Below are 18,623 nucleotides of genomic sequence, written 5' to 3'. Positions count from 1 at the left end.
AACGCAAGCGTCGGCCGAGGGGCTCATGTTCAGCTCGACTTCCTCACGCGCAAGTACCACTCGCACAGCAGCCGCACCTGTTTGGCCGTGTAGCCCTTGTCGACCATGCGCTGCACGAAGTTCTCGTGCTTCTTGGCGTCTTCGGCGCTGGCCTTGGCGTTGAAGCTGATGACGGGCAGCAACTCCTCGGTGTTGGAGAACATCTTCTTCTCGATGACGGTGCGCAGCTTCTCGTAGCTGGTCCACAGCGGGTTCTTGCCGGCGTTGTTGGCGCGAGCCCGCAGCACGAAGTTGACGATCTCGTTGCGGAAGTCCTTGGGGTTGGAGATGCCGGCCGGCTTCTCGATCTTCTCCAGCTCGGCGTTCAGCGCCGCGCGGTCGAAGACCTCGCCGGTGTCGGTGTCACGGTACTCCTGGTCCTGGATCCAGTAGTCGGCATAGGTCACGTAGCGGTCGAAGATGTTCTGGCCGTACTCCGAGTAGCTCTCCAGATAGGCCGTCTGGATCTCCTTGCCGATGAACTCAGCGTAGCGTGGCGACAGCTGTTCCTTGATGAAGCCGACGTACTTCTCCTCCATCTCCTTGGGGAACTGCTCGCGCTCGATCTGCTGCTCCAGCACGTACATCAGGTGCACCGGGTTCGCGGCGACCTCGGCCGAGTCGAAGTTGAAGACCTTGGACAGGATCTTGTATGCGAAGCGCGTGGAGATGCCGCTCATGCCCTCGTCGACGCCGGCGTAGTCGCGGTACTCCTGATAGCTCTTGGCGCGCGGGTCGGTGTCCTTCAGGTTCTCGCCGTCGTAGATCTGCATCTTGGAATACAGCGACGAGTTCTCGGGTTCCTTCAGGCGCGTGAGCACCGCGAACTGGCTCATCATCTTCAGCGTGCCGGGCGCGCACTTGGCCTCGGCCAGCGACGAGCCGCGGATGAGCTTCTCGTAGATCTTGACCTCCTCGCTGACGCGCAGGCAGTACGGCACCTTGACGATGTAGACGCGGTCGAGGAAGGCCTCGTTGTTCTTGTTGTTGCGGAAGGTCTTCCACTCGCTCTCGTTGCTGTGTGCCAGCACGATGCCATCGAACGGAATGGCGCCGAAGCCTTCGGTGCCCTTGTAGTTGCCCTCTTGCGTGGCCGTCAGCAGCGGGTGCAGCACCTTGATCGGTGCCTTGAACATCTCGACGAACTCCAGCAGGCCCTGGTTGGCCAGGCACAGGCCGCCGGAATAGCTGTAGGCATCGGGGTCGTCCTGTGCGAACGTCTCGAGCTTGCGGATGTCGACCTTGCCGACGAGAGACGAGATGTCTTGGTTGTTCTCGTCGCCCGGTTCCGTCTTGGCCACGCCCAGCTGCTTGAGCACGCTCGGGTAGCGCTTGACGACCTTGAACTTGCGGATGTCGCCACCGAACTCGTCGAGCCGCTTGACGGCCCAGGGCGACAGGATGCGGTTCAGGTAGCGGCGCGGGATGCCGAAGTCGCGCTCCAGCAGCGGGCCGTCCTCGACGGGGTCGAACAGGCCCAGCGGCGACTCGTTCACCGGCGAGCCCGCCAGCGCATAGAACGGCACATGTTCCATCAGCACCTTCAGCCGCTCGGCGATGGAACTCTTGCCGCCGCCCACCGGTCCCAGCAGATAGAGGATTTGCTTTTTTTCTTCCAGACCCTGCGCGGCGTGCCGGAAGTAAGACACGACCTGCTCGATCGCTTCTTCCAGCCCGTAGAACTCCGCGAAGGCCGGATAGATCTTGATGGTCTTGTTGGCGAACAGGCGCGACAGGCGCGGATCGTTGCGCGTGTCAAGCATCTGCGGCTCGCCGATGGCCTGCAGCATCCGCTCCGCTGCGGTGGCGTACGCGAGGGGGTTTCGCTTGCACTCGGCAAGGTACTCCTCCAGCGTGAGTTCCTCGACCTTCGTGCGCTCGTAGCGAGCTGCGAAATGGCTGATGACGTCCATGCCGATCTCCTGCGGTTTGAACCCACAGGGCCGCGCGCACGAGCCGTGTTCGCGGGAACTGGGGGGTTCTGATCGCGCCTCAACTGCAAGGCGTCATCAGAACTCTCCACTCGGCGTGTCGACAGCCTGAGCTTGCTGTCGCGGTTGGCCGGTCAATCGCAAGAATAAGCCGCCAGACGCACCTCAACAACGCGGTTGATGTTCGGCAGGAAGCGTAGTCCAGCATACGCCCGCCGCGGGGGACAAGACCCGACACTTTTCATGGAATTACCCTCGGGTCGCGTCGAGCTTGTCGCAAGCCCTGCACAGCGGGTGAAAAACTGTTGGCCCGGTAACAGCGCGGTGACAGTTCGCTGCGTGCTGGTGCGCTGCGTGGCCGATGGCGGTGCGCGCCGCTGCCGTCGAGCCGTGTCGACCGCAGCGGCCCTGCCGGGTTCAACCGCGCAGTTTCTCGAGCAGGCCCGACAGCGCGTCCAGCGAGTCGAAATGGATGGCCACTTCACCGCTCTGGCCACCGCGCTTGCTGTGCTTCTTCACGCGGACTTCGACCGTGGTGCCGAGCGCATCGGCCAGTTCTTCTTCCAGTCGCAGCACGTCGCGGCTCTTGTCGGTCTTCACGCGCAGCAGCGGCGCCTGGCGAGCGGCGCCCTGCGTCTTGGCGACGAGCTTCTCGGCCTCGCGCACGCTGAGCTTCTTGGCCGCGATCTCGCTGGCCGTCGTGATCTGTGTTGCACCGTCCAGCGGCAGCAGTGCGCGCGCGTGGCCCATGTCGAGGTCGCCGGCCATCAGCATGTTCTGCACCGGCGTTGCGAGGTTCAACAGCCGCAGCAGGTTGCTGGCCGCACTGCGCGAGCGGCCCACGGCTTGCGCGGCCTGCTCGTGCGTGAGGCCGAACTCGTCGGTCAGGCGCTTCAGGCCTTGGGCCTCTTCGAGCGGGTTGAGGTCTTCGCGCTGGATGTTCTCGATCAGCGCCATCGCGGCGGCTGATTCGTCGGGCACCGCCTTCACGAGCACCGGCACTTCGCGCAGGCCCGCGAGCTTGGCCGCACGGAAGCGGCGCTCGCCGGCAATGATCTCGTAGCTGACGCCACCGTTGGGCGTGATGGGCCGGACCAGGATCGGTTGCATGATGCCCTGGCCCTTGATGGATTCGGCCAGCTCGTACAGCGAGCCCTCGTCCATGCGCGTGCGCGGCTGGTATTTGCCGGCCTGCAACTGCTCCAGCTTCAAGGTGCTGGGCATGCCGTCGCGTTCGGGAGCGGGGGTGTCGCTGACTTTGGGGCCCAACAGGGCTTCCAGACCGAGGCCGAGGCCTTTGGGTTTTTTCGTGACCATGTGCTGATTCTCGCGCGGCATGCTCTCATGCATGATGTTTCGGTCGGGTCAGGGAGAGACGCGTGAAGCTCGTGCATTTGGTGGTCGCGGTATGGCTGGCGGCGGCTGGGAAGGTGGCGCATGCCATGCCGCCACCTATTGATCCAGTGCGGCAGGCGGCCGAACTCGAAGAGCGGGCGTCGGTGCTGAGGCCTGTGGCCGAGGCGGGCGACGTTGAAGTGCAATGGCAGCTCGCGCAACTGCTGCGTTGGGGCCGGCCGCAAGAGGCGCTGGCGTGGTTGCGCAAGGCTGCAGCGCAGGGTCACGAGGAGGCGCTTATGCAACTGACCGACATGCTTCTGGCGGACCAAGCCGACAAGCCCGCCCTGCAGGAGGCGCTGGACCGGCTGCGCCAGGCCTCCGCCCAGGGCACCGTGTCGGCTCAGGTCAAACTCGGCAACGCCCTCGGTTTTCCCTATGCCGGCATTGCCGTCAACGAAGCGGAAAGCGCCCACTGGTATCGCCAGGCGGCCGAAGCGGGCGATCTGTGGGCGCAGGTTTATCTGGCCCAGGCTTTGCGCGCAGGGCGCGGTACCGCCAAGGATGAGCACGAAGCCGTGAAATGGTTTGGGATGGCGGCGCACAAGGGGGATGGGCTCGCCCAGTTCTACTTGGCAGAGATGCTGCAGCGGGGCCAGGGCACTGCCAAGGACGAAGCGGCGGCGGCGTCTTGGTATCTGAAGGCGGTCAAGGGAATCGCCGGGCCGCAGATCGCGGCTTACGCGCTGGGCCGTTGCTTCGAGTTCGGCCTCGGCGTGCATCAGGATTTCCAGCAGGCCGCGCATTGGTACGAGACCGGGGCGCGCGCCAACGATCGCCGCAGCCAACGCAAATTCGCGCGCTTCCTGCAAGCAGGCAAGGGACTGGCGCGAGAGCCGGTGCAGGCCTATGCCTGGCTGTCCTTGGCGCTGAACGGCGAGATCGACAAAGAGGAAGGGGAGGAACTCGCCGCGACGCTGACGCCGGCGCAGCTCGCCGAGGCCCGCCGCCTGGCCGCGCAATGGCGGCCCGGGGAGGCCATGGGGCCGTCACGCCTGAAGCTGGCTCGAACGCCCTAGGCTGAGCAGAAAATCCCGGCCCTCAGGCCAGTCGCCCAGGCCCGAGTCGGCATTCAGATGCCCGCGTGGCCCGGCCATGACGACGCTGGCGCCCCAGTCGGCCGCCATCTGCGTGGCGCGTTCGGGTGTGCAGAAAGGGTCGTCGCTGCTGATGACCGCGATGCTCGGGAAGGGCAGGCGCTGGCGGCGGATGGGGCGCCAGTTGTGCAGCTGGGGTGGGGTAGCTTCGCGTTCGGTGTCGGGCGGGGCGACGAGCAGTGCGCCCTTCACGCGCGCCGTGTGCTGTGAGTGCTCGGCCCAACCCGCCACCAGCTGGCAGCCCAGCGAATGCGCCACCAGCACGGCGGGCGCGTCGCTTTGCAGCAGCACCTCGTCCAGCCGGGCCATCCAGTCGCCACGGCGCGGCCAGTCCCAGTCGTGCTGCTCCACGCGTTCATCGCCATGCAGCCGCTCCCAACGGCTTTGCCAGTGGTCGGGGCCGGAGTTCTGCCAGCCGGGGAGAAGGAGAATTCGGGGCGTCTTCATGTCCGGCGGACTGTAAGACGCCCGGCGCTGGCTGGCGCCAGCGCCGGGTGAGGCTTTACTTCTTGACCAGCGGCACGAAGCTCAGGCTCTCAATTTCCGCCTGCGCCTTCTTCGGATCTTCGAGTTCCAGCACGATGCGGCCCACCAGCACGCCAAAGCTCGGCGAGGTGCGAACGTACTTGGTCTCGCCAGCGTCCAGGGTGAACGACAGCGTCTTCTCGGTTTCGGTGGCGGTGGCGGCGGAGAAGCTGCCGGCCGGGCGGTCGACATAGAAGAAGCCGCCCGGCTTGGAAGCGCCCACAACCTCTTTGTTCAGACGGATGTCGGGTTGGAGGGCGGCGCCCATCATCGAGTCCGAACGGAAGAAGTAGACGCGGCCTTCGCCGGCCTTCAGCGTCGGGATGGTCTTGGACATTTCCGCGAATTTCGGGCCAGAGGCGCAGCCAGTCAGGATGGCGGTACCCACAAGGGCGGCGGCGAGGACGAAACGACGAATCACTGAGAATCTCCGATGGACAGGGGGACAGGAATATTCAGGGCGGCGTAGTTGGCTTCACCCGGCAGGTAGAAGCCCACCAGCTTGCCGCCCGACACCACGAGGTAGGCCTCGTGGACTTGACGGCCTTCGATGGTGAAGACCGAATTGATGGGGCGGAAAACCTGCCCCTGCGTCACTTGTCCGGCCAAGCGCCACTGGCTGCCGGCCTTCAGGGTACGGGGATAGCCGGCCGATGGGGTGGCGGTGGCGTCGCTGGTGAGCCGAACGACGGTGGCAGGTTGCCCGGCCGCGACCGGTGTGAAGTTCGTGGCTTCGGTGCGCACGGCGCTCGCGCAGCCAGAAAGCAGCGCGACGGCGGCCAGCGCCGCAGCCAGGCCCATCTTGGGTGACAGCATTTTCAACTCCCTGATTTGTCTTGTTTTGAGCGCGCGGAGGATAGCCTCGGCACGATAACGGTCGAGAAGACCAGGGAGGTGATTCGTCACCGTCTATGCTTCGGGCTTTCCCGGAGAGGGAACCGTTTCAGCAAGGACGATGCGATGACTTACCGAGTGTTTGTGGATGGCCAGGAGGGCACGACCGGCTTGCGGATTCACGAGTACCTCGCGGCCCGCAGCGACATCGAGGTGCTGAAGATTGACGCCGACAAGCGCAAGGACTCCGCCGAGCGCGCCCGGCTGCTGAACGCCGCCGACGTGGCCTTCCTGTGCCTGCCCGATGCGGCGTCGCGCGAGGCGGCGGCCATGATCAGCAACCCCAACACCTGCCTCATCGACGCCAGCACGGCCCACCGCACCGTGCCGGGCTGGACCTTCGGCCTGCCCGAGCTGGTCAAGGGGCAGCGCGCTGCCATCCGCGCGGCCAAGCGCATCGCCAACCCGGGCTGCCACGCCAGCGCCTTCATCCTGGCCGTGCGGCCGCTGGTGGATGCCGGCCTGCTGCCCCGGGAAGCGGCCGTCAGCGCCACGTCCATCACGGGCTATTCGGGCGGCGGCAAGAGCATGATCGCGGAGTACGAGCAGCAGCCGCTGCCGGCCCATCTGCAGGCACCGCGCCCCTACGGGCTGGGCCTGAAGCACAAGCACCTGCCGGAGATGATGGCCCACACGGGGCTGGCCACGCCGCCGGTGTTCATGCCCATCGTCAGCAGCTTCTACAAGGGCCTGGCCGTCAGCGTGCCGCTGCAGCTGAGCCAGCTGAAGGCCGGCACGACGCCGGAGCATCTGCACGCGGCCCTCGCGGCGCACTACGACGGCGAGCGCTTCATCCGCGTCATGCCGCTGCGCGACGCGGCCACGCTGGAAGGCGGCTTTTTCGACGTGCAGGCCTGCAACGACACCAACCGCGTGGACATCTTTGTGTTCGCCAGCGACACGCAGGCGCTGGTCATCGCGCGGCTGGACAACCTCGGCAAGGGCGCCAGCGGCGCCGCCGTGCAGAGCATGAATGTGCACCTGGGCCTGGAAGAAAGTCTGGGTCTGGTCTAACCCGGTGTTGCGGCGGGCTGCCGCATCGCGATACTGCGGGCCGTCTTGATGAGGAGGCCCGACCGTGAGCACATCCGGCAGAGCGCAGAGGAAACGCCGCCCGCCACCCGAACATGAGCAGTTGCTGGAGGCCGTGCACATCGCGCGGCCCGGCGATGTGCTGGGCCTGCCGCTGGCCAGTGTGGATGTGCGCTCGCGCCAGAGCATGGCCCAGCAGGCGCTGCGCTGGACCTATCTGCTGCGCTCCCGCCAGCGCTGGCTGCGTGACGCCAAGGTGCGCCAGCAGCACCAGGCCGAGGCCGCCCAGACGCTGAGGACGCTGGGCCTGGGCGCCGAGGAGCTGCGGGCGCTGGGCGAGGCGCAGACGCTGGTCGTGCGCGTGCCCTACCAGCACGAGGCCGTCTGCTGGGAAGGGCGCGTGTTCCCGTGGGAGTACGTGCTGGCGGCGGCCACGCGCGAGGCGCGCCGCGGCGCGGTCGACGGGCCCCGGCCGGTGACCGTCATCCGTGAGCTGCAGGTGCAGCACGAGGTGGAAGGCGCGTGGCGCCCGGTGCCGCGCGAGGTGGTCGTCTTTCCCGCGCTGAAGGACTTCCGCGTGCTGTTCGTCAACGCGCTGCCGACCGAACTGAACGGGGGCTGGACGGTCGAGGCCGAACTGAAGAACCTGGCGGCCGCGCTGCCGCCCGGCGTACCGGCCCCGCGCGTGCTGAACTGGCCCAGCCTGGACGAGCTGGCCGCCGAGCTGCGGGCGCGGCCGCCCCACCTGCTGCACATCGCAGGCATGGACAGCCACCAGGGCCTGCGCGGGCTGCAGGAGGCCAAGGGCGACGCAGCGCTGGTGGAGCCGGTGAGCTGGGATGCCGTCGCCAAGCGCCCGGTGGGCGTGGGGGACCTGTGCCGCGTGGCCGACGTGATGGCCGACCGGCGGCGCATGGTGGATGGCCTGCTGCTGCGCGGCAGCCATGGCGTGCCGCAGCTGGTGCCGGCGCAGATGCTGGCCGCGTGTCTGGCCGGTGCGGCGCGGCCGAGCTACCTGACGACGTTCAACGTGTGGAACAGCGCGGCGCGGCTGGCGCCGATGATGGTGGCCGAGGGCGCCACGCGCGCCGCGCTGGGCTTCCAGGACGCCTTCGACGACTCGCTGGCCGAGTACGCGCTGGTGCAGTTGCTGCGCCATCTCTTCGCTGGCGGGTTCGATCTGCCGAGCGCCTTCAGCGCCGTGTGGGAGGAGGTGAGGGCGTTGCCGGAGTCGGTGGATGCGACCGGCGTGACGCTGTGGTTGGACGGGCCCGTGTTCGTCGACGCGGCCACCAGCGCCGCCCACGCGGCCCGCCGCCTCGCGCTGGCCCTGCCCGCACCAGCCTCCGCCGAGGTGCGCTGCGCCATCGAACCCTATCCCGAGCTGAACTACGCCGTGCTGCACAACGCGCAGCCGCTGTTCCGGCGCTTCGTGCTGAGCTGCGACGCCCCCGACCGCGCCGAGCCCGTGGATGTGGAAGTGGCCGTGCACCTGGGCGACGAGCAGGCGCGGTACGCGCGCCGTGTCGTCATGCGGCACGAGCGCGAGAACCTCACGGCAGACATCCATGTGCCGCTGACGGCCGACGTGGCGCGCGGCGTGCACGAGGCCATCAACACCAGCCTGCAGGTTCGCGTGCGGCAGGGCGACCGCGTGCTGTATCACGACAGCCACCGGCTGCGCCTGCTGCCGGTGGACCAGTGGCGCGACAACCGCCGCGACGGCCGCTGGCTGCCGTCGTTCGTGCTGCCGCGCGACCCGGCCGTCGTGCGTGCCGTGGCGCAGGCGCAGCGCTACAACCGCGTGCTGCGCGACGACCCCACGGCCGGCTTCGAGGGCTACCAGTGCGTGCCCGACGGCGCCGTGCCGGCCGACGGCCGCATCGACGAAGACCTGCTGCGCGGCGTGGACCGCCAGGTCGAGGCGCTGTGGGCCACGCTGCTGCACGACTGGCAGCTGGGCTACATCAACCCGCCGCCCAGCTACAGCAAGCAGCTGGACTCGCAGCGCCTGCGCACGCCGTCTGCCGTGCTGGCCGAGCGCGCGGGCACCTGCATCGACCTGGCGCTGCTGTTCGCGGCCTGCCTGGAGCTGGTGGACATCTACCCCGTCGTCTTCCTGCTGGAGGGCCATGCCTTGCCGGGCTGGTGGCGGCATGCGTCGTTCCGGGAGGAGTACATGCAGATGACCGGCAGCTACAGCGACGCGCTGCAGGCCGACGAGAGCGGCAGCTCGGCCGCCAACGCGCAGGTGGTGCCCTGGCATGCCGGCCGCGCCAGCTGGGACGAGGTGCGCCACCTCGTGCGGCAGCGCAAGCTCGTGCCCATCGAGACCGTGCGGCTGACCGAGCACTGCGGCTTCATCGAGGCCATCGAGGCCGGCATCGATGCGCTGGCCGAGCGGGCCGACTACGACGCCATGCTGGACATCATCACCGCGCGGCAACGGCAGATCACGCCGCTGCCCATGCTGCCCACGCTGCGTGAAGCCGGAGGCGCGCCATGACGGCGGCCGGCACCGCCCGCCGGGCCTTGTGGGCCGGCGTGGCCCAGCAGCTCGACACGCCGGCTGCGGCCGCCGATGCGGCGCGCGCACCCATCCAGCAACGCCGCCGCCGCGGCTTCGAGGCGCAGCGGGCGAGTGACGGCCGCGCGGCCGTGCGGCTGGTGCGCGCCGACGACGAGGGCGGCCTGCTGCGCTGGGTGTACGAACCCCCGGTGCGAGCGCAGGCGATGCCGGGGCGGCGCAGCTGGCGCGCCTTTGGCACCGAGCCGCGGGAGACCGTGCAGCGCATCGCCTTCCCCGAGCTGGGCGCCAACCAGCTGACGGCCGCACTGCAGGGCCTGGACCGCCGCCTCAACCCCGTGCTGGCCGGGCTGGCCCTGCCGTCCCAAGGCCTGCGGCGCTGGGCCGGGCAGGGCTGGGTGCCGCTGGCCGCCGGTGAACTGGCCGCGCTGCGCGGCCGGGTGCTGGTGCTGGTGCATGGCACCTTCAGCGCCAGCGCGATGTATGCACGCGAGTTCACCGCAACGGCCGAGGGCCAGGCCTTGCTGCAGCGCCTGGCCGATGCGAGCGGCAGCTACGCGGCCGTGCTGGCCTTCGACCACCCGACGCTGTCCGTCGCGCCGTGGCTGAACGCGCTTGCGCTGCGCGATGCACTCGACGCCTGCCCGGCCGAGTTCGACTTTGTCGGTCACAGCCGCGGCGGCCTGGTCATCTCGTGGCTGCTGCGGCTGGCACCGGCGCTGCGGGCACGCCAGGCCTTGTTCGTGGGTTCGCCGCTGGCCGGCACCTCGCTGGCCGCGCCCGACAAGCTGCGCCAGGCGCTGGACACGCTGGCCAGCTTCGCCGACGCCGTGGCCGAGGCGGCGCTGCGCACCGGCGCGCTCGCGCCGCCCGGCCTGAGCACGCTGGCGCTGGGCGTGGGCGGCCTGGCCTGTGTGCTCGGCAAGGTGCTGCAACTGGGCGCCCGCACGCCGCTGGCCGACGCTGCCGTGGGCCTGGTGCCCGGGCTGCTGGCGCAGGGCCGCGTCGAGAACAACCTGGAGCTGGCCCAGCTGTGGCCGCTGCCGGCGGGCGCGGACGTGCGCGCCATCGGCGGCAGCTTCATGCCGGCCGAATCCAACGAGCCGCTGTGGAAGTTCTGGAAGCGCATGACGAACCTGAAAGGCCAGCTGCTGCACGCGGGGGCCGACCTCATCTTCGACCAGCCCAACGACCTGGTCGTCGACACGGCCTCGATGAACCGCCTGGGCGAGCTGGCGCTGGCGGCGCCGCAGTGGGAAAACCTCGGCGTCAGCGCCGAGACGCACCACACCAACTACTTCCAGGACCCGCGCGTGCTGGGCTGGCTGGACGGGCGGCTGCGGTGAGCGCCGCGCTGCGCCACCTGCCGTTGGCCCTCACGCTGCTGCGCGCGGGGCTGGCGCCGGTGGTGGTGGCGCTGGAAGTGGCCCGCTACGCCTACGACCTGCGCAAGTTCGGCCGCGAGGCGAGTTATCACATGTGGTCGTCCAAGCGCTGGGGCATCGCGCTGTTCGCCGGCTTCTTCGCGCTGCTCGCCCTGGGCCAGCCGGGCTGGCCGGTGGCCGCGGCCATCTGGGTGGGCGTGGTGGCCGACCTGGAGGGGCTGGCCATCTCCGTGGTGCTGCGCTGGACGCATGACGCGCCGAGCCTGGTGCATGGGTGGCGGGTCAGGTCGTTCTAGGGGTTTGGATTTGAGACTGACCCCGTGACCTGGTGCTAGGGATTTAGATTTGAGACTTGACCCCTTCACCTGCGCGCAAGGGGACGAGCGGGCTTGCAACGCATCGCAGGGCAGCTTTACTTGGTAGGCCGACCACGCGCGTGGTCAGCATCTCGCAATGCTAAGGACGCGCGCAATAGTGCGCTTCCTCGAACTCCCACCACCCCGCACTCTCTCCGTCCTCCAAGACTTTGTATACGGCCACGACATCCGAGGTAGGAGGAACATCGATCGCATAGAGCCGGCGAGTTGACACTCCAGATCCTTCAAACGAGCAACCCAGCTGCTCCAGAGGCGACCAGTGCTGTGCAAAGTCATCATGACCACTCCCGGCCGGTAGTCGCACGCGATACGTTGAATGCCCCCGGTGCTCCATGACCCCAACAAAGACCGGCCGGCCGTCGCTCATCGGCGCATGAACGACGTCCCCGAAGCTCACGCCGTAAACGTAAAAGGGAGAGTTGTCCAAGCAGTACAGGTCTTCGCCAACAGGCACTGCATGCATGTTTTCAACAACTGCCTGCCCCGCTTCGTTGGAGAGGAATGAAACCATCGTTTGTTTCGCTTCAGCAATCATGTCGACTTCTTCTCCTCTGGTGGTCGCTTCCATTCCTCTGGGGTTCGCCCCCCCCCCCTTGCTACGGTTGCAACTTCTACACGAGTCCCCCTCATTCTCCGGCGTGTTGTTGCCACCTTTGCTCTTTGGATCGATGTGCTCTCGCTCGCGGGAATTATCTTTACCTGGCTCATTCGTCGTCGGACGACCGCAGTAGCGGCAGGGCACACCCTCCTTCGACTCCTTTGTCTCAGGAGATTCAGCCGGGAATCGCTTGCCGGCCCCTGGACCACCGGTAGAGCCCCGCTTGCCATCAGCTCGGTAGGCTGGGGTGAGTTATGCGAACCCCAGCGTTTTCGCAAACAATCCATCGGAATGAGTACGTGAATACCAGCAGCTGGGCCAAAGAAATTTGTTGGGCTTCACGGCGTTCAGCCCAACCTACCGAGCTGCCTTTGGCGCTCACGCTGCTGCGCGCGGGGCTGGCGCCGGTGGTGGTGGCGTTGCAAGTGGCCCGCTACGCCTACGACCTGTGCAAGTTCGGCCGCGAGGCGAGTTATCACATGTGGTCGTCCAAGCGCTGGGGCATCGCGCTGTTCGCCGGCTTCTTCGCGCTGCTCGCCCTGGGCCAGCCGGGCTGGCCGGTGGCCGCGGCCATCTGGGTGGGCGTGGTGGCCGACCTGGAGGGGCTGGCCAATTCCGCGGTGCTGCCGCGCTGGACGCATGACGTGCCGAGCTTCGTGCATGCGTGGCGGGCGAGGTCGTTCTAGCGGGATTTGAGACTTGATCCCGTCACCGAAGTCGGACGGCCGAGCCGTCCGCACGTAGCTGTCAGCCTCCGAATTGCCGGTGCCAGCCCTGGTGAACCCCTCGAGTTCAGCGACCCCAAGCAGGGCCTCCAGTTGGGCGCGGCTGATGTAGGTCGTTGTGCTCATCCCCTCGTGTAGGGAGATGCGCACAATGGAACCCAGGAGGGCAACCTATGGCCGACTACGTGCAGCTAACTCAGGAGCAGCGCAGGAGGCGCTACGACGACATGTGCGCGGAGGCGCTCCAGCGAACCGAGCAGCGGCTTGGATTGCCGGAGCGGTACGTGCTTCAGCTGCGGGAGAATGGCAGCGACTGGGAGTTCCTCATCAAGCTTGCAGTCCTCGTCGAGGCGGCAGTCACCCAGGCTCTGGTCTCGTCGCTGCACAACGAGCTGATGTTCGACCACGTCTCTGGCCTCAGCCAGTCCGCACGGCTCAACCTGTGCGAGAAGCTGGGCATCCTCAAGAAGGACGAGAGACTCATCCTGGCCAAGCTGGCGCACGTGCGAAACCAGTTCGCCCATCGGGTCGAGAACCTGTCGAAGTCGCTTCAGGAGTACGTCGACGGCCTGACGCCGTACCAAAAGGTGGAACTTAGCAACCACTTGCTGACGCTCGAAGGCGACGACAGGCACAAGGAGGCCGACGACTTCAGCTGGCTCGGCAAGGCCTTCAGGCGCATCCTGCTAGATGCAGTCATCCTGCCGCTTGCGGCGCTTTCGACAAAGGACGCTCAAGCCGAGATGGAGCGGGAGCGCCGGGAGTTCTTCGAGCGGCGTCGCGAGGCTGGAGGCACCCAGACGCTGGCTAGCCTGTTCCAGCTGCACCCCGAAGGCTGGCAAGGCCTGAACGACACGCGGGAGGTCGAGACGCGGCACGGCTTCATGTGCATGAAGGGCGAACCGCCGGCGAAGAAGTAGCAAACCCCGCGTGGTGCGGTACATCAGCTCGGTAGGTTAATGGGATGGACGCCCCCACCTTGAACGGCATCGAAGTGCCAAAGTGGAAGGGCAATGTTCAACCACTGACCGGAAGGGGCGTCCGAGATGGAGATTACGACGATCGGCCTGGATTTGGCCAAGAACGTGTTTCAGCCCGGTAGGTTGGGCTGAACGCAGAGAAGCCCAACAATTGCCCATCCCTTGATGTCTGGCCCGCACCCAACTGACCGGGTTTCCGCGCACCACGTCCCTTTGAGTCGTCGCCGCCAGCCGGCCTGGATCGCCAACCCGTTGCCCCATGCGCATCTACCTCGATGACGAACGCCGTACGCCGCCGGGCTGGGTGAGGGTGTATTGGCCCGACGAGGCCATCGCGTTGCTCGAAACGGGGAAGGTCGACGAGAGCGGCCTCGACCATGACCTCGGCGACGATGCCCGCGGCACGGGCTATGACGTGGTGCTGTGGGTGGAGGAGGCCGTTGCCTTGCGTCGGTTCCGGCCGCCGAAGAGGGTGGTTCATTCGGCGAACTCGTCGGCGCGGCAGAAGATGCTGGCCGGCATCGCGGCGATCGAGGCCCTGGCATGCAGCCAGGGCTGAGGCGGCCCGCTCGATTCACCCACAGCGGCAGGAGCAGCGTCCATGTTCGACCACGTCAAGTTCGGCGTCCGCCATTACGCGGCCAGCAAGGCGTTCTACCTTCAGGCCTTGGCGCCATTGGGCGTGAAGGGCGGCGCGGAGGGTGTGCCGTCTTACGGCATTGAGCTGTTCATCGACGGCAACCCGGCATCGTTGTGCCTGTTTCAGACCGATGAGCAGCCGGCGCACCTGCACCTGGCGTTCACGGCGGCCACGCGCGAGCAGGTCGACGCGTTCTACCGCGCGGCGCTGGCGGCAGGTGGCCGCGACAACGGGCCGCCGGGCCTGCGACCGAACTACCACGCCCATTACTACGCGGCCTTTGTCATCGACCCCGAGGGCCACAACATCGAGGCGGTGTGCCACGCGCCCGAGGTTTCAGCCAACTGAGCCGGTGCGATAAGCTAACTGCCATGTCGCCGGCCATCTCGGCGCCGCTGGCTACGCCCCATCAGGAGGTCCATGTTCCGCATCAAGCATTGCGCCGCTGCGCTGGCGATGGTCGCCTTGTCCTGCACCGCCGCCGCCGCACCGGAGGGACCGTCGCGGGAGGCGATGTTCTCGAAGATGTCGGCGCTTGCGTCGACCGGCAACGCGGAGGTGCTCTACAACCTGGGCATGTTCCTGAACAACGGCATCGGCACGCCGGCTGACCACACGGCGGCGTTCAGGCGCTTTTCCGAGGCTGCCGCGGCCGGGCATGCGCTGGCGGCATTCAAGGTGGGCTGCTACCTGATGGGCCAGTTCCCCGGCACCGTGCCGGTGGATGCGGCCGAGGGCTTGAAGTTCAAGCTGCGCGCCGCCGAGGCGGGCTATGACCTGGCCCAGCAAGACGTGGCCCTGCACTACGCCAGGACGGGCGAGGCCGCGACGGCGCAGCGCTGGTTCGAGCGCGCGTCGCACCAGGGCGATCTGCCGTCGACGGCCTATCTGGCCGACCAGCTGTCCCGCCCGGGCTCGGCCGACAAGCACACGGGCTATGCGCTGCTGCAGTTGTTGCAGGCCCGCATGCCCCAGCCGCCGAAGGAACTGCTGGAGCGTATGGCCTCGCTGGAGGGGACGCTGTCGGCCGACGAGAAGGCGGCGGCTGCGGCGTTGCGCGACAGCTGGGTCACAGCGCCGTCACCGCTGACGCTGCAGGCTCGCGCCGGCCTGAAGGGCGTGCCCGCGCTGATCGCTTCGCTGGAGCACTGAGCCCAGGAGGCTGTCGACCGCTCGCTCCGCATCGAAACGCTAGCCGCATCAACGCCTTGCGTTTGCGGCGACGTTCACCCCATCGGTGAGCAGCGCTGCAGGCCCGCTGGGGTGCGAGCCGCCGCCTCAGATCGCATCAGACCGCTTCAGACATCAGGTCGTCGTCGCGCGTGTCGCGCACCGCCGGGCGGGCTGCCGGCCACAGGGCTTGCAGGCGGGCCAGCGCCGCGGCCTCCTGCGGGCCTTCGGCGAGCAGGTAGGCCAGGCCGGAGATGAACTCGGCTCGCGGCACGCCCTGGGGCGAGGCGGCATGGGCGGCGCTGACGCGTTCGGCGCGGGAGGGGAGGGCCACGTCGGTCACCTCGATGGACGCGCCAGCCCAGCGCTTGCGGACGGACAGCGTGCACACCGGCAGGCCGGCCGCGACGAGCGGTGTTCGCCGCCTGGCCGGCTGCGGCGCCAGCAACGGCCCGGCGGACACGTGCAGCACCGCGCTGTGCGTTCGCTTGCGAAAGTGAGGCAGCAGCACGCCGGTCAGGTGCTGCAGGCCCAGCTGCTGGGCTTCGAGCTTGGCGTCGCTGTCGTCGGCGGCCAGCAGCGCTTGTAGGCCGGGCAGGTGCCTGACCGGGAAGGCGATGGACAGCGTGAGCAGCATGTTCAGGCCGGGGCAGGTCGCCGTGACCTGTTCGGCGAAGCCGGCCACGCTCCAGGGGTCGGCCAGGTCGAGGTCGACGGCGCGCATGCCGGGCGTGGCGCGGGCCAGCGCCTGGGCGGCGCCGGGCTCGCCGCCGAAGACGAGCACGTCGTTGCCGAGCCGGCACAGCAGCTCGGCCAGACCACGGCCGATGCCTTGTGTGCCGCCGGCCACGAGCACCGTGTTGCCAGTCATCTTCATCATGCGCGACCTCCCTGGGACGAAGGCCCGCATTGAAGCGGCTGGCGGCCGGATCGGGCAGTCAAATCCACGCAGGTGATTGCACGATTCACCCATCATTGGATGGCAGCTCTCCGTGCGACTTGATGGTGCCGGGTGCGATAGCCCAAAACCGCCAAGCTCTTGCCTGATTCGCTCAATCCGGGCCGTGCCGCGTGCCCGGGCCTTGAGCCGCCCGGGGGCAACGGGTACGGTCGCGCCATGGGTTCACTGGAAGAATTGCGGGCGCTGATCACGCGCCATGCCACGGCAAGTGGCGACCGTGGCGCGGGCGACGTGTTCGCGGTGACGGCCGAGGCGCCTACCGAGGTTCAGCACCATGTGCTGGAGCCGACCTTCGTGCTGGTGGCGCAGGGCGCCAAGCGGGCGATGCTGGGCGACGAGGTGTTCGAGTATGGCGGCGGCCAGTTCCTCGTCGTGGGCGTGGACCTGCCCATCGCCGGCTGCGTGATCGAGGCCAGCCCCGAGCTGCCCTATCTCGCCACCGGCCTGACGCTGCAGGCGGCCACCATCTCGTCGCTGCTGCTGGAGATGAACCCGGCCGACGTGCCGGCGATGGAGCCGGCGGGCTTCGCGGTCAGCAATGCGCCGGCCGACCTGCTGGACACGGTGGTGCGCATGCTGCGGCTGAAGGACTCGCCGCGCGATGCGGCCGTGCTGGGGCCGCTGGTGGAGCGCGAGCTGGTGTGGCGGCTGCTGCACGGGCCGCAGGGCGCGATGGTGCGCCAGATCGGCCTGGCCGACAGCCGGCTGTCCCAGATCGGGCGGGCCATCCGCTTCATCCGCGCCCACCATGCCGAGGCGATCTCCATCCCCAAGCTGGCCGACATGGTGGCGATGAGCGAGTCGTCCTTCCACCGCCATTTCCGCGGCGCGACGACGATGAGCCCGCTGCAGTACCAGAAGCTGATCCGGCTGCAGGAGGCGCGGGCGCGCATCATGGCCGACGCGGGCGACGTGGCGGCCATCGGCTACAGCGTGGGCTACGACAGCCCCTCGCAGTTCAGCCGCGAGTACAGCCGCCTGTTCGGCGCCCCGCCGGGGCGGGACAAGCTGCGGCTGGGGCTGCGCGCCGCCGTGGGCCCGCGGGCCGGGGGCGCCGAGGCCTCGTGAGCAGTGCCGGCCGGGCGCCCCGTCAAGGCGTGGCGGCGCCCTCGTCCTGCGCCGTGTGCCGCTCGGTCTTGCCGTCAGCATGGCGGGCGAAGCGGGTGGCGTCGTCGCCATGCACCGGCGCCGCGTCGGGCCAGGGCCAGCCGCCGAACTGGGTGCGGCGGTAGTCGTCGAAGGCCTGCCGCAGCTCCTGCTCGGTGTTCATGACGAAGGGGCCGTACTGCGCCACCGGCTCGCCGATGGGGCGGCCCTGCAGCATCAGCAGTTCGGCCGGTTCGTCGCCGTTGACGAGGGTGACGGCCACGCCGGCCTTCACCTCGACGCCCGAGCGCATCGGCACCGCCTGGCCGTCGATGGCCAGCGTGCGGCCGGCAAAGAAGTAGAGCTTGCGGCGCGTGCCGTGGCCGGCGGCGGCGGGCAGCGTCCAGCGCGCGCCGGGCGCCAGGCGCAGCGTCCAGATGGCGACGTCGGCCGGCGCACGCGAGGCCCAGGAGTCGGGCGGCGGGGCCAGCGGCTGCAGGGCGCCGTCGGGGGTGGGCAGCGGGCCGGCGATGCACACGACCTCGGTCGCGCGGCCGGCGTCGTCGGCGAAGCGGTGGCGGGGGATGTGCTGCGACCAGAACATCGTGAAGTGCGGCGCCACCATCTTGCTGTCGGCCGGCAGGTTGAGCCAGATCTGGAACAGCTCCAGCGGGTTGGGCTGGTCGGTGCGCAGCAGCGGGAACATCTCGGCGTGCACGATGCCGCGGCCGGCCGTCAGCCACTGCACGTCGCCGCCGCCGAAGCGGGCGCCGGCGCCGAGCGAGTCGGAGTGGTCGACGCGCCCCTGGCGCACGATGGTCACCGTCTCGAAGCCGCGGTGCGGGTGGGCCGGGAAGCCGGGCACCTGCTCGCCGTGGTACATGCTCCAGCCCGCCTGGCCGGAGAAGTCGGCGCCCATCTGGCGGCCGGCCAGCAGCGCGGGGTCGGGCCCGTGGCGGCCGTTGCCGGGCGGGTAGGCGTCGTCGTGGTGGACGCAGAAGAGGAAGGGGTCGAGCGTCTCCCACGGCATGCCCAGCGGGGCGACGGAGAGGACGGCGGAGGTGGTGGGCGGTGTGGTCATGGTCGGTTCGGTGTCGATGCGGGCATAGGAGGCTGTGGGGGGGGGGGGGGGGGGGGGGGGGGGGGCCCCCCCGCCCCCCCCCCCCCCCCCCCGGCGCCCCCCGCGGCCCCCCCCCCCCCCGCGCCCCCCCCCCCCCCCCCCCCCCCCCCCCCCCCCCCCCCCCAACCCCCCCCCCCCCCA

The 18,623-nt window shown here is 68.7% G+C and carries 19 protein-coding genes and 1 pseudogene; 11 read left to right on the top strand and 9 right to left on the bottom strand.

What is annotated here, in order from left to right:
- Positions 1–29: 29 nt before the first annotated feature.
- Both ACG00X_RS19800 and ACG00X_RS19795 read right to left on the bottom strand, forming a co-directional pair.
- Positions 30–1,952: a PrkA family serine protein kinase gene (locus ACG00X_RS19800; protein WP_394490708.1), complete on the bottom strand. Its 1,923-nt coding sequence runs from the start codon at positions 1,950–1,952 to the stop codon at positions 30–32.
- 435 nt (positions 1,953–2,387) lie between these two features.
- Positions 2,388–3,287 carry a ParB/RepB/Spo0J family partition protein gene (locus tag ACG00X_RS19795; RefSeq protein ID WP_394490706.1) on the bottom strand — a complete coding sequence of 300 codons (900 nt, stop codon included), beginning with the start codon at positions 3,285–3,287 and terminating at the stop codon, positions 2,388–2,390.
- Positions 3,288–3,349: 62 nt separating this feature from the next.
- On the opposite strand from ACG00X_RS19795, the gene ACG00X_RS19790 reads away from it, so the two are divergent.
- On the top strand, positions 3,350–4,384 hold the full coding sequence (locus tag ACG00X_RS19790) for a tetratricopeptide repeat protein (RefSeq protein ID WP_394490704.1): 1,035 nt from the start codon (positions 3,350–3,352) through the stop codon (positions 4,382–4,384).
- Here ACG00X_RS19790 and ACG00X_RS19785 read toward each other — a convergent pair.
- From ACG00X_RS19785 to ACG00X_RS19775, 3 genes are all read right to left on the bottom strand, one after another.
- Entirely contained in the window at positions 4,355–4,909 is a 555-nt protein-coding gene (locus ACG00X_RS19785) for an RBBP9/YdeN family alpha/beta hydrolase (RefSeq protein WP_394490702.1), read from the bottom strand. The two genes, ACG00X_RS19790 and ACG00X_RS19785, sit on opposite strands and share 30 nt — an antisense overlap.
- A gap of 55 nt (positions 4,910–4,964) precedes the next feature.
- Positions 4,965–5,324, bottom strand: coding sequence for a DUF2846 domain-containing protein (locus tag ACG00X_RS19780; protein ID WP_394490700.1), 360 nt, complete (start codon positions 5,322–5,324; stop codon positions 4,965–4,967).
- 80 nt (positions 5,325–5,404) lie between these two features.
- Positions 5,405–5,893 (bottom strand): hypothetical protein, encoded by a 489-nt coding sequence (locus ACG00X_RS19775; RefSeq protein ID WP_394490698.1) that lies wholly within the window; start codon positions 5,891–5,893, stop codon positions 5,405–5,407.
- A gap of 54 nt (positions 5,894–5,947) precedes the next feature.
- Here ACG00X_RS19775 and argC point away from each other — a divergent pair, with 54 nt between their 5' ends.
- The 4 genes from argC to ACG00X_RS19755 all read left to right on the top strand — a co-directional run bounded on the left by argC (position 5,948) and on the right by ACG00X_RS19755 (position 11,121).
- Positions 5,948–6,895 (top strand): N-acetyl-gamma-glutamyl-phosphate reductase, encoded by a 948-nt coding sequence (gene argC, locus ACG00X_RS19770; protein ID WP_394490696.1) that lies wholly within the window; start codon positions 5,948–5,950, stop codon positions 6,893–6,895.
- Positions 6,896–6,959: 64 nt separating this feature from the next.
- Positions 6,960–9,419 (top strand): hypothetical protein, encoded by a 2,460-nt coding sequence (locus tag ACG00X_RS19765; RefSeq protein WP_394490694.1) that lies wholly within the window; start codon positions 6,960–6,962, stop codon positions 9,417–9,419.
- Entirely contained in the window at positions 9,416–10,786 is a 1,371-nt protein-coding gene (locus ACG00X_RS19760) for an esterase/lipase family protein (protein ID WP_394490692.1), read from the top strand. The genes ACG00X_RS19765 and ACG00X_RS19760 overlap by 4 nt, the downstream gene beginning before the upstream one ends.
- Positions 10,783–11,121: a hypothetical protein gene (locus tag ACG00X_RS19755; RefSeq protein WP_394490690.1), complete on the top strand. Its 339-nt coding sequence runs from the start codon at positions 10,783–10,785 to the stop codon at positions 11,119–11,121. Before ACG00X_RS19760 ends, ACG00X_RS19755 begins: the two co-directional genes overlap by 4 nt.
- Positions 11,122–11,281: 160 nt before the next feature.
- Here the strand turns inward: ACG00X_RS19755 and ACG00X_RS19750 are convergent, their stop codons facing one another.
- A complete protein-coding gene (locus ACG00X_RS19750) occupies positions 11,282–11,770 on the bottom strand; it encodes a DUF4265 domain-containing protein (protein ID WP_394490873.1) in 489 nt (162 codons plus the stop codon).
- 33 nt (positions 11,771–11,803) lie between these two features.
- A pseudogene (locus ACG00X_RS19745) lies at positions 11,804–11,944 on the bottom strand (HNH endonuclease); the annotation flags it as partial.
- Between the two features lie 227 nt (positions 11,945–12,171).
- On the opposite strand from ACG00X_RS19745, the gene ACG00X_RS19740 reads away from it, so the two are divergent.
- The 5 genes from ACG00X_RS19740 to ACG00X_RS19720 all read left to right on the top strand — a co-directional run bounded on the left by ACG00X_RS19740 (position 12,172) and on the right by ACG00X_RS19720 (position 15,297).
- Positions 12,172–12,486 carry a hypothetical protein gene (locus ACG00X_RS19740; protein ID WP_394490688.1) on the top strand — a complete coding sequence of 105 codons (315 nt, stop codon included), beginning with the start codon at positions 12,172–12,174 and terminating at the stop codon, positions 12,484–12,486.
- Positions 12,487–12,698: 212 nt separating this feature from the next.
- The gene (locus tag ACG00X_RS19735; RefSeq protein WP_394490686.1) at positions 12,699–13,445 is read left to right on the top strand and encodes a hypothetical protein; all 747 of its coding nucleotides are present in this window, start codon (positions 12,699–12,701) and stop codon (positions 13,443–13,445) included.
- Positions 13,446–13,764: 319 nt separating this feature from the next.
- Positions 13,765–14,064, top strand: a complete 300-nt coding sequence (locus ACG00X_RS19730; protein ID WP_394490684.1) for a cyclic-phosphate processing receiver domain-containing protein — start codon at positions 13,765–13,767, stop codon at positions 14,062–14,064.
- Positions 14,065–14,106: 42 nt separating this feature from the next.
- On the top strand, positions 14,107–14,493 hold the full coding sequence (locus ACG00X_RS19725; protein ID WP_394490682.1) for a VOC family protein: 387 nt from the start codon (positions 14,107–14,109) through the stop codon (positions 14,491–14,493).
- Positions 14,494–14,565: 72 nt separating this feature from the next.
- Positions 14,566–15,297 (top strand): SEL1-like repeat protein, encoded by a 732-nt coding sequence (locus ACG00X_RS19720; RefSeq protein WP_394490680.1) that lies wholly within the window; start codon positions 14,566–14,568, stop codon positions 15,295–15,297.
- Between the two features lie 136 nt (positions 15,298–15,433).
- On the opposite strand, the gene ACG00X_RS19715 is transcribed toward ACG00X_RS19720, so the two are convergent.
- On the bottom strand, positions 15,434–16,195 hold the full coding sequence (locus ACG00X_RS19715) for an SDR family NAD(P)-dependent oxidoreductase (RefSeq protein WP_394490678.1): 762 nt from the start codon (positions 16,193–16,195) through the stop codon (positions 15,434–15,436).
- Positions 16,196–16,432: 237 nt separating this feature from the next.
- Between ACG00X_RS19715 and ACG00X_RS19710 the strand changes: the two genes are divergently transcribed.
- Positions 16,433–17,344, top strand: a complete 912-nt coding sequence (locus ACG00X_RS19710) for an AraC family transcriptional regulator (protein ID WP_394490676.1) — start codon at positions 16,433–16,435, stop codon at positions 17,342–17,344.
- A 22-nt stretch (positions 17,345–17,366) separates the two neighbouring features.
- Here ACG00X_RS19710 and ACG00X_RS19705 read toward each other — a convergent pair whose 3' ends face one another.
- On the bottom strand, positions 17,367–18,443 hold the full coding sequence (locus ACG00X_RS19705; RefSeq protein WP_394490674.1) for a pirin family protein: 1,077 nt from the start codon (positions 18,441–18,443) through the stop codon (positions 17,367–17,369).
- Positions 18,444–18,623: the final 180 nt, after the last annotated feature.

Origin of the sequence: Pelomonas nitida, from assembly GCF_043555975.1 — a bacterium.
Taxonomy (GTDB): domain Bacteria; phylum Pseudomonadota; class Gammaproteobacteria; order Burkholderiales; family Burkholderiaceae_C; genus Pelomonas; species Pelomonas nitida.
The sequence above is the reverse complement of the archived record's forward strand: the minus strand, read 5'-3'. Positions and strand labels throughout refer to the sequence as shown.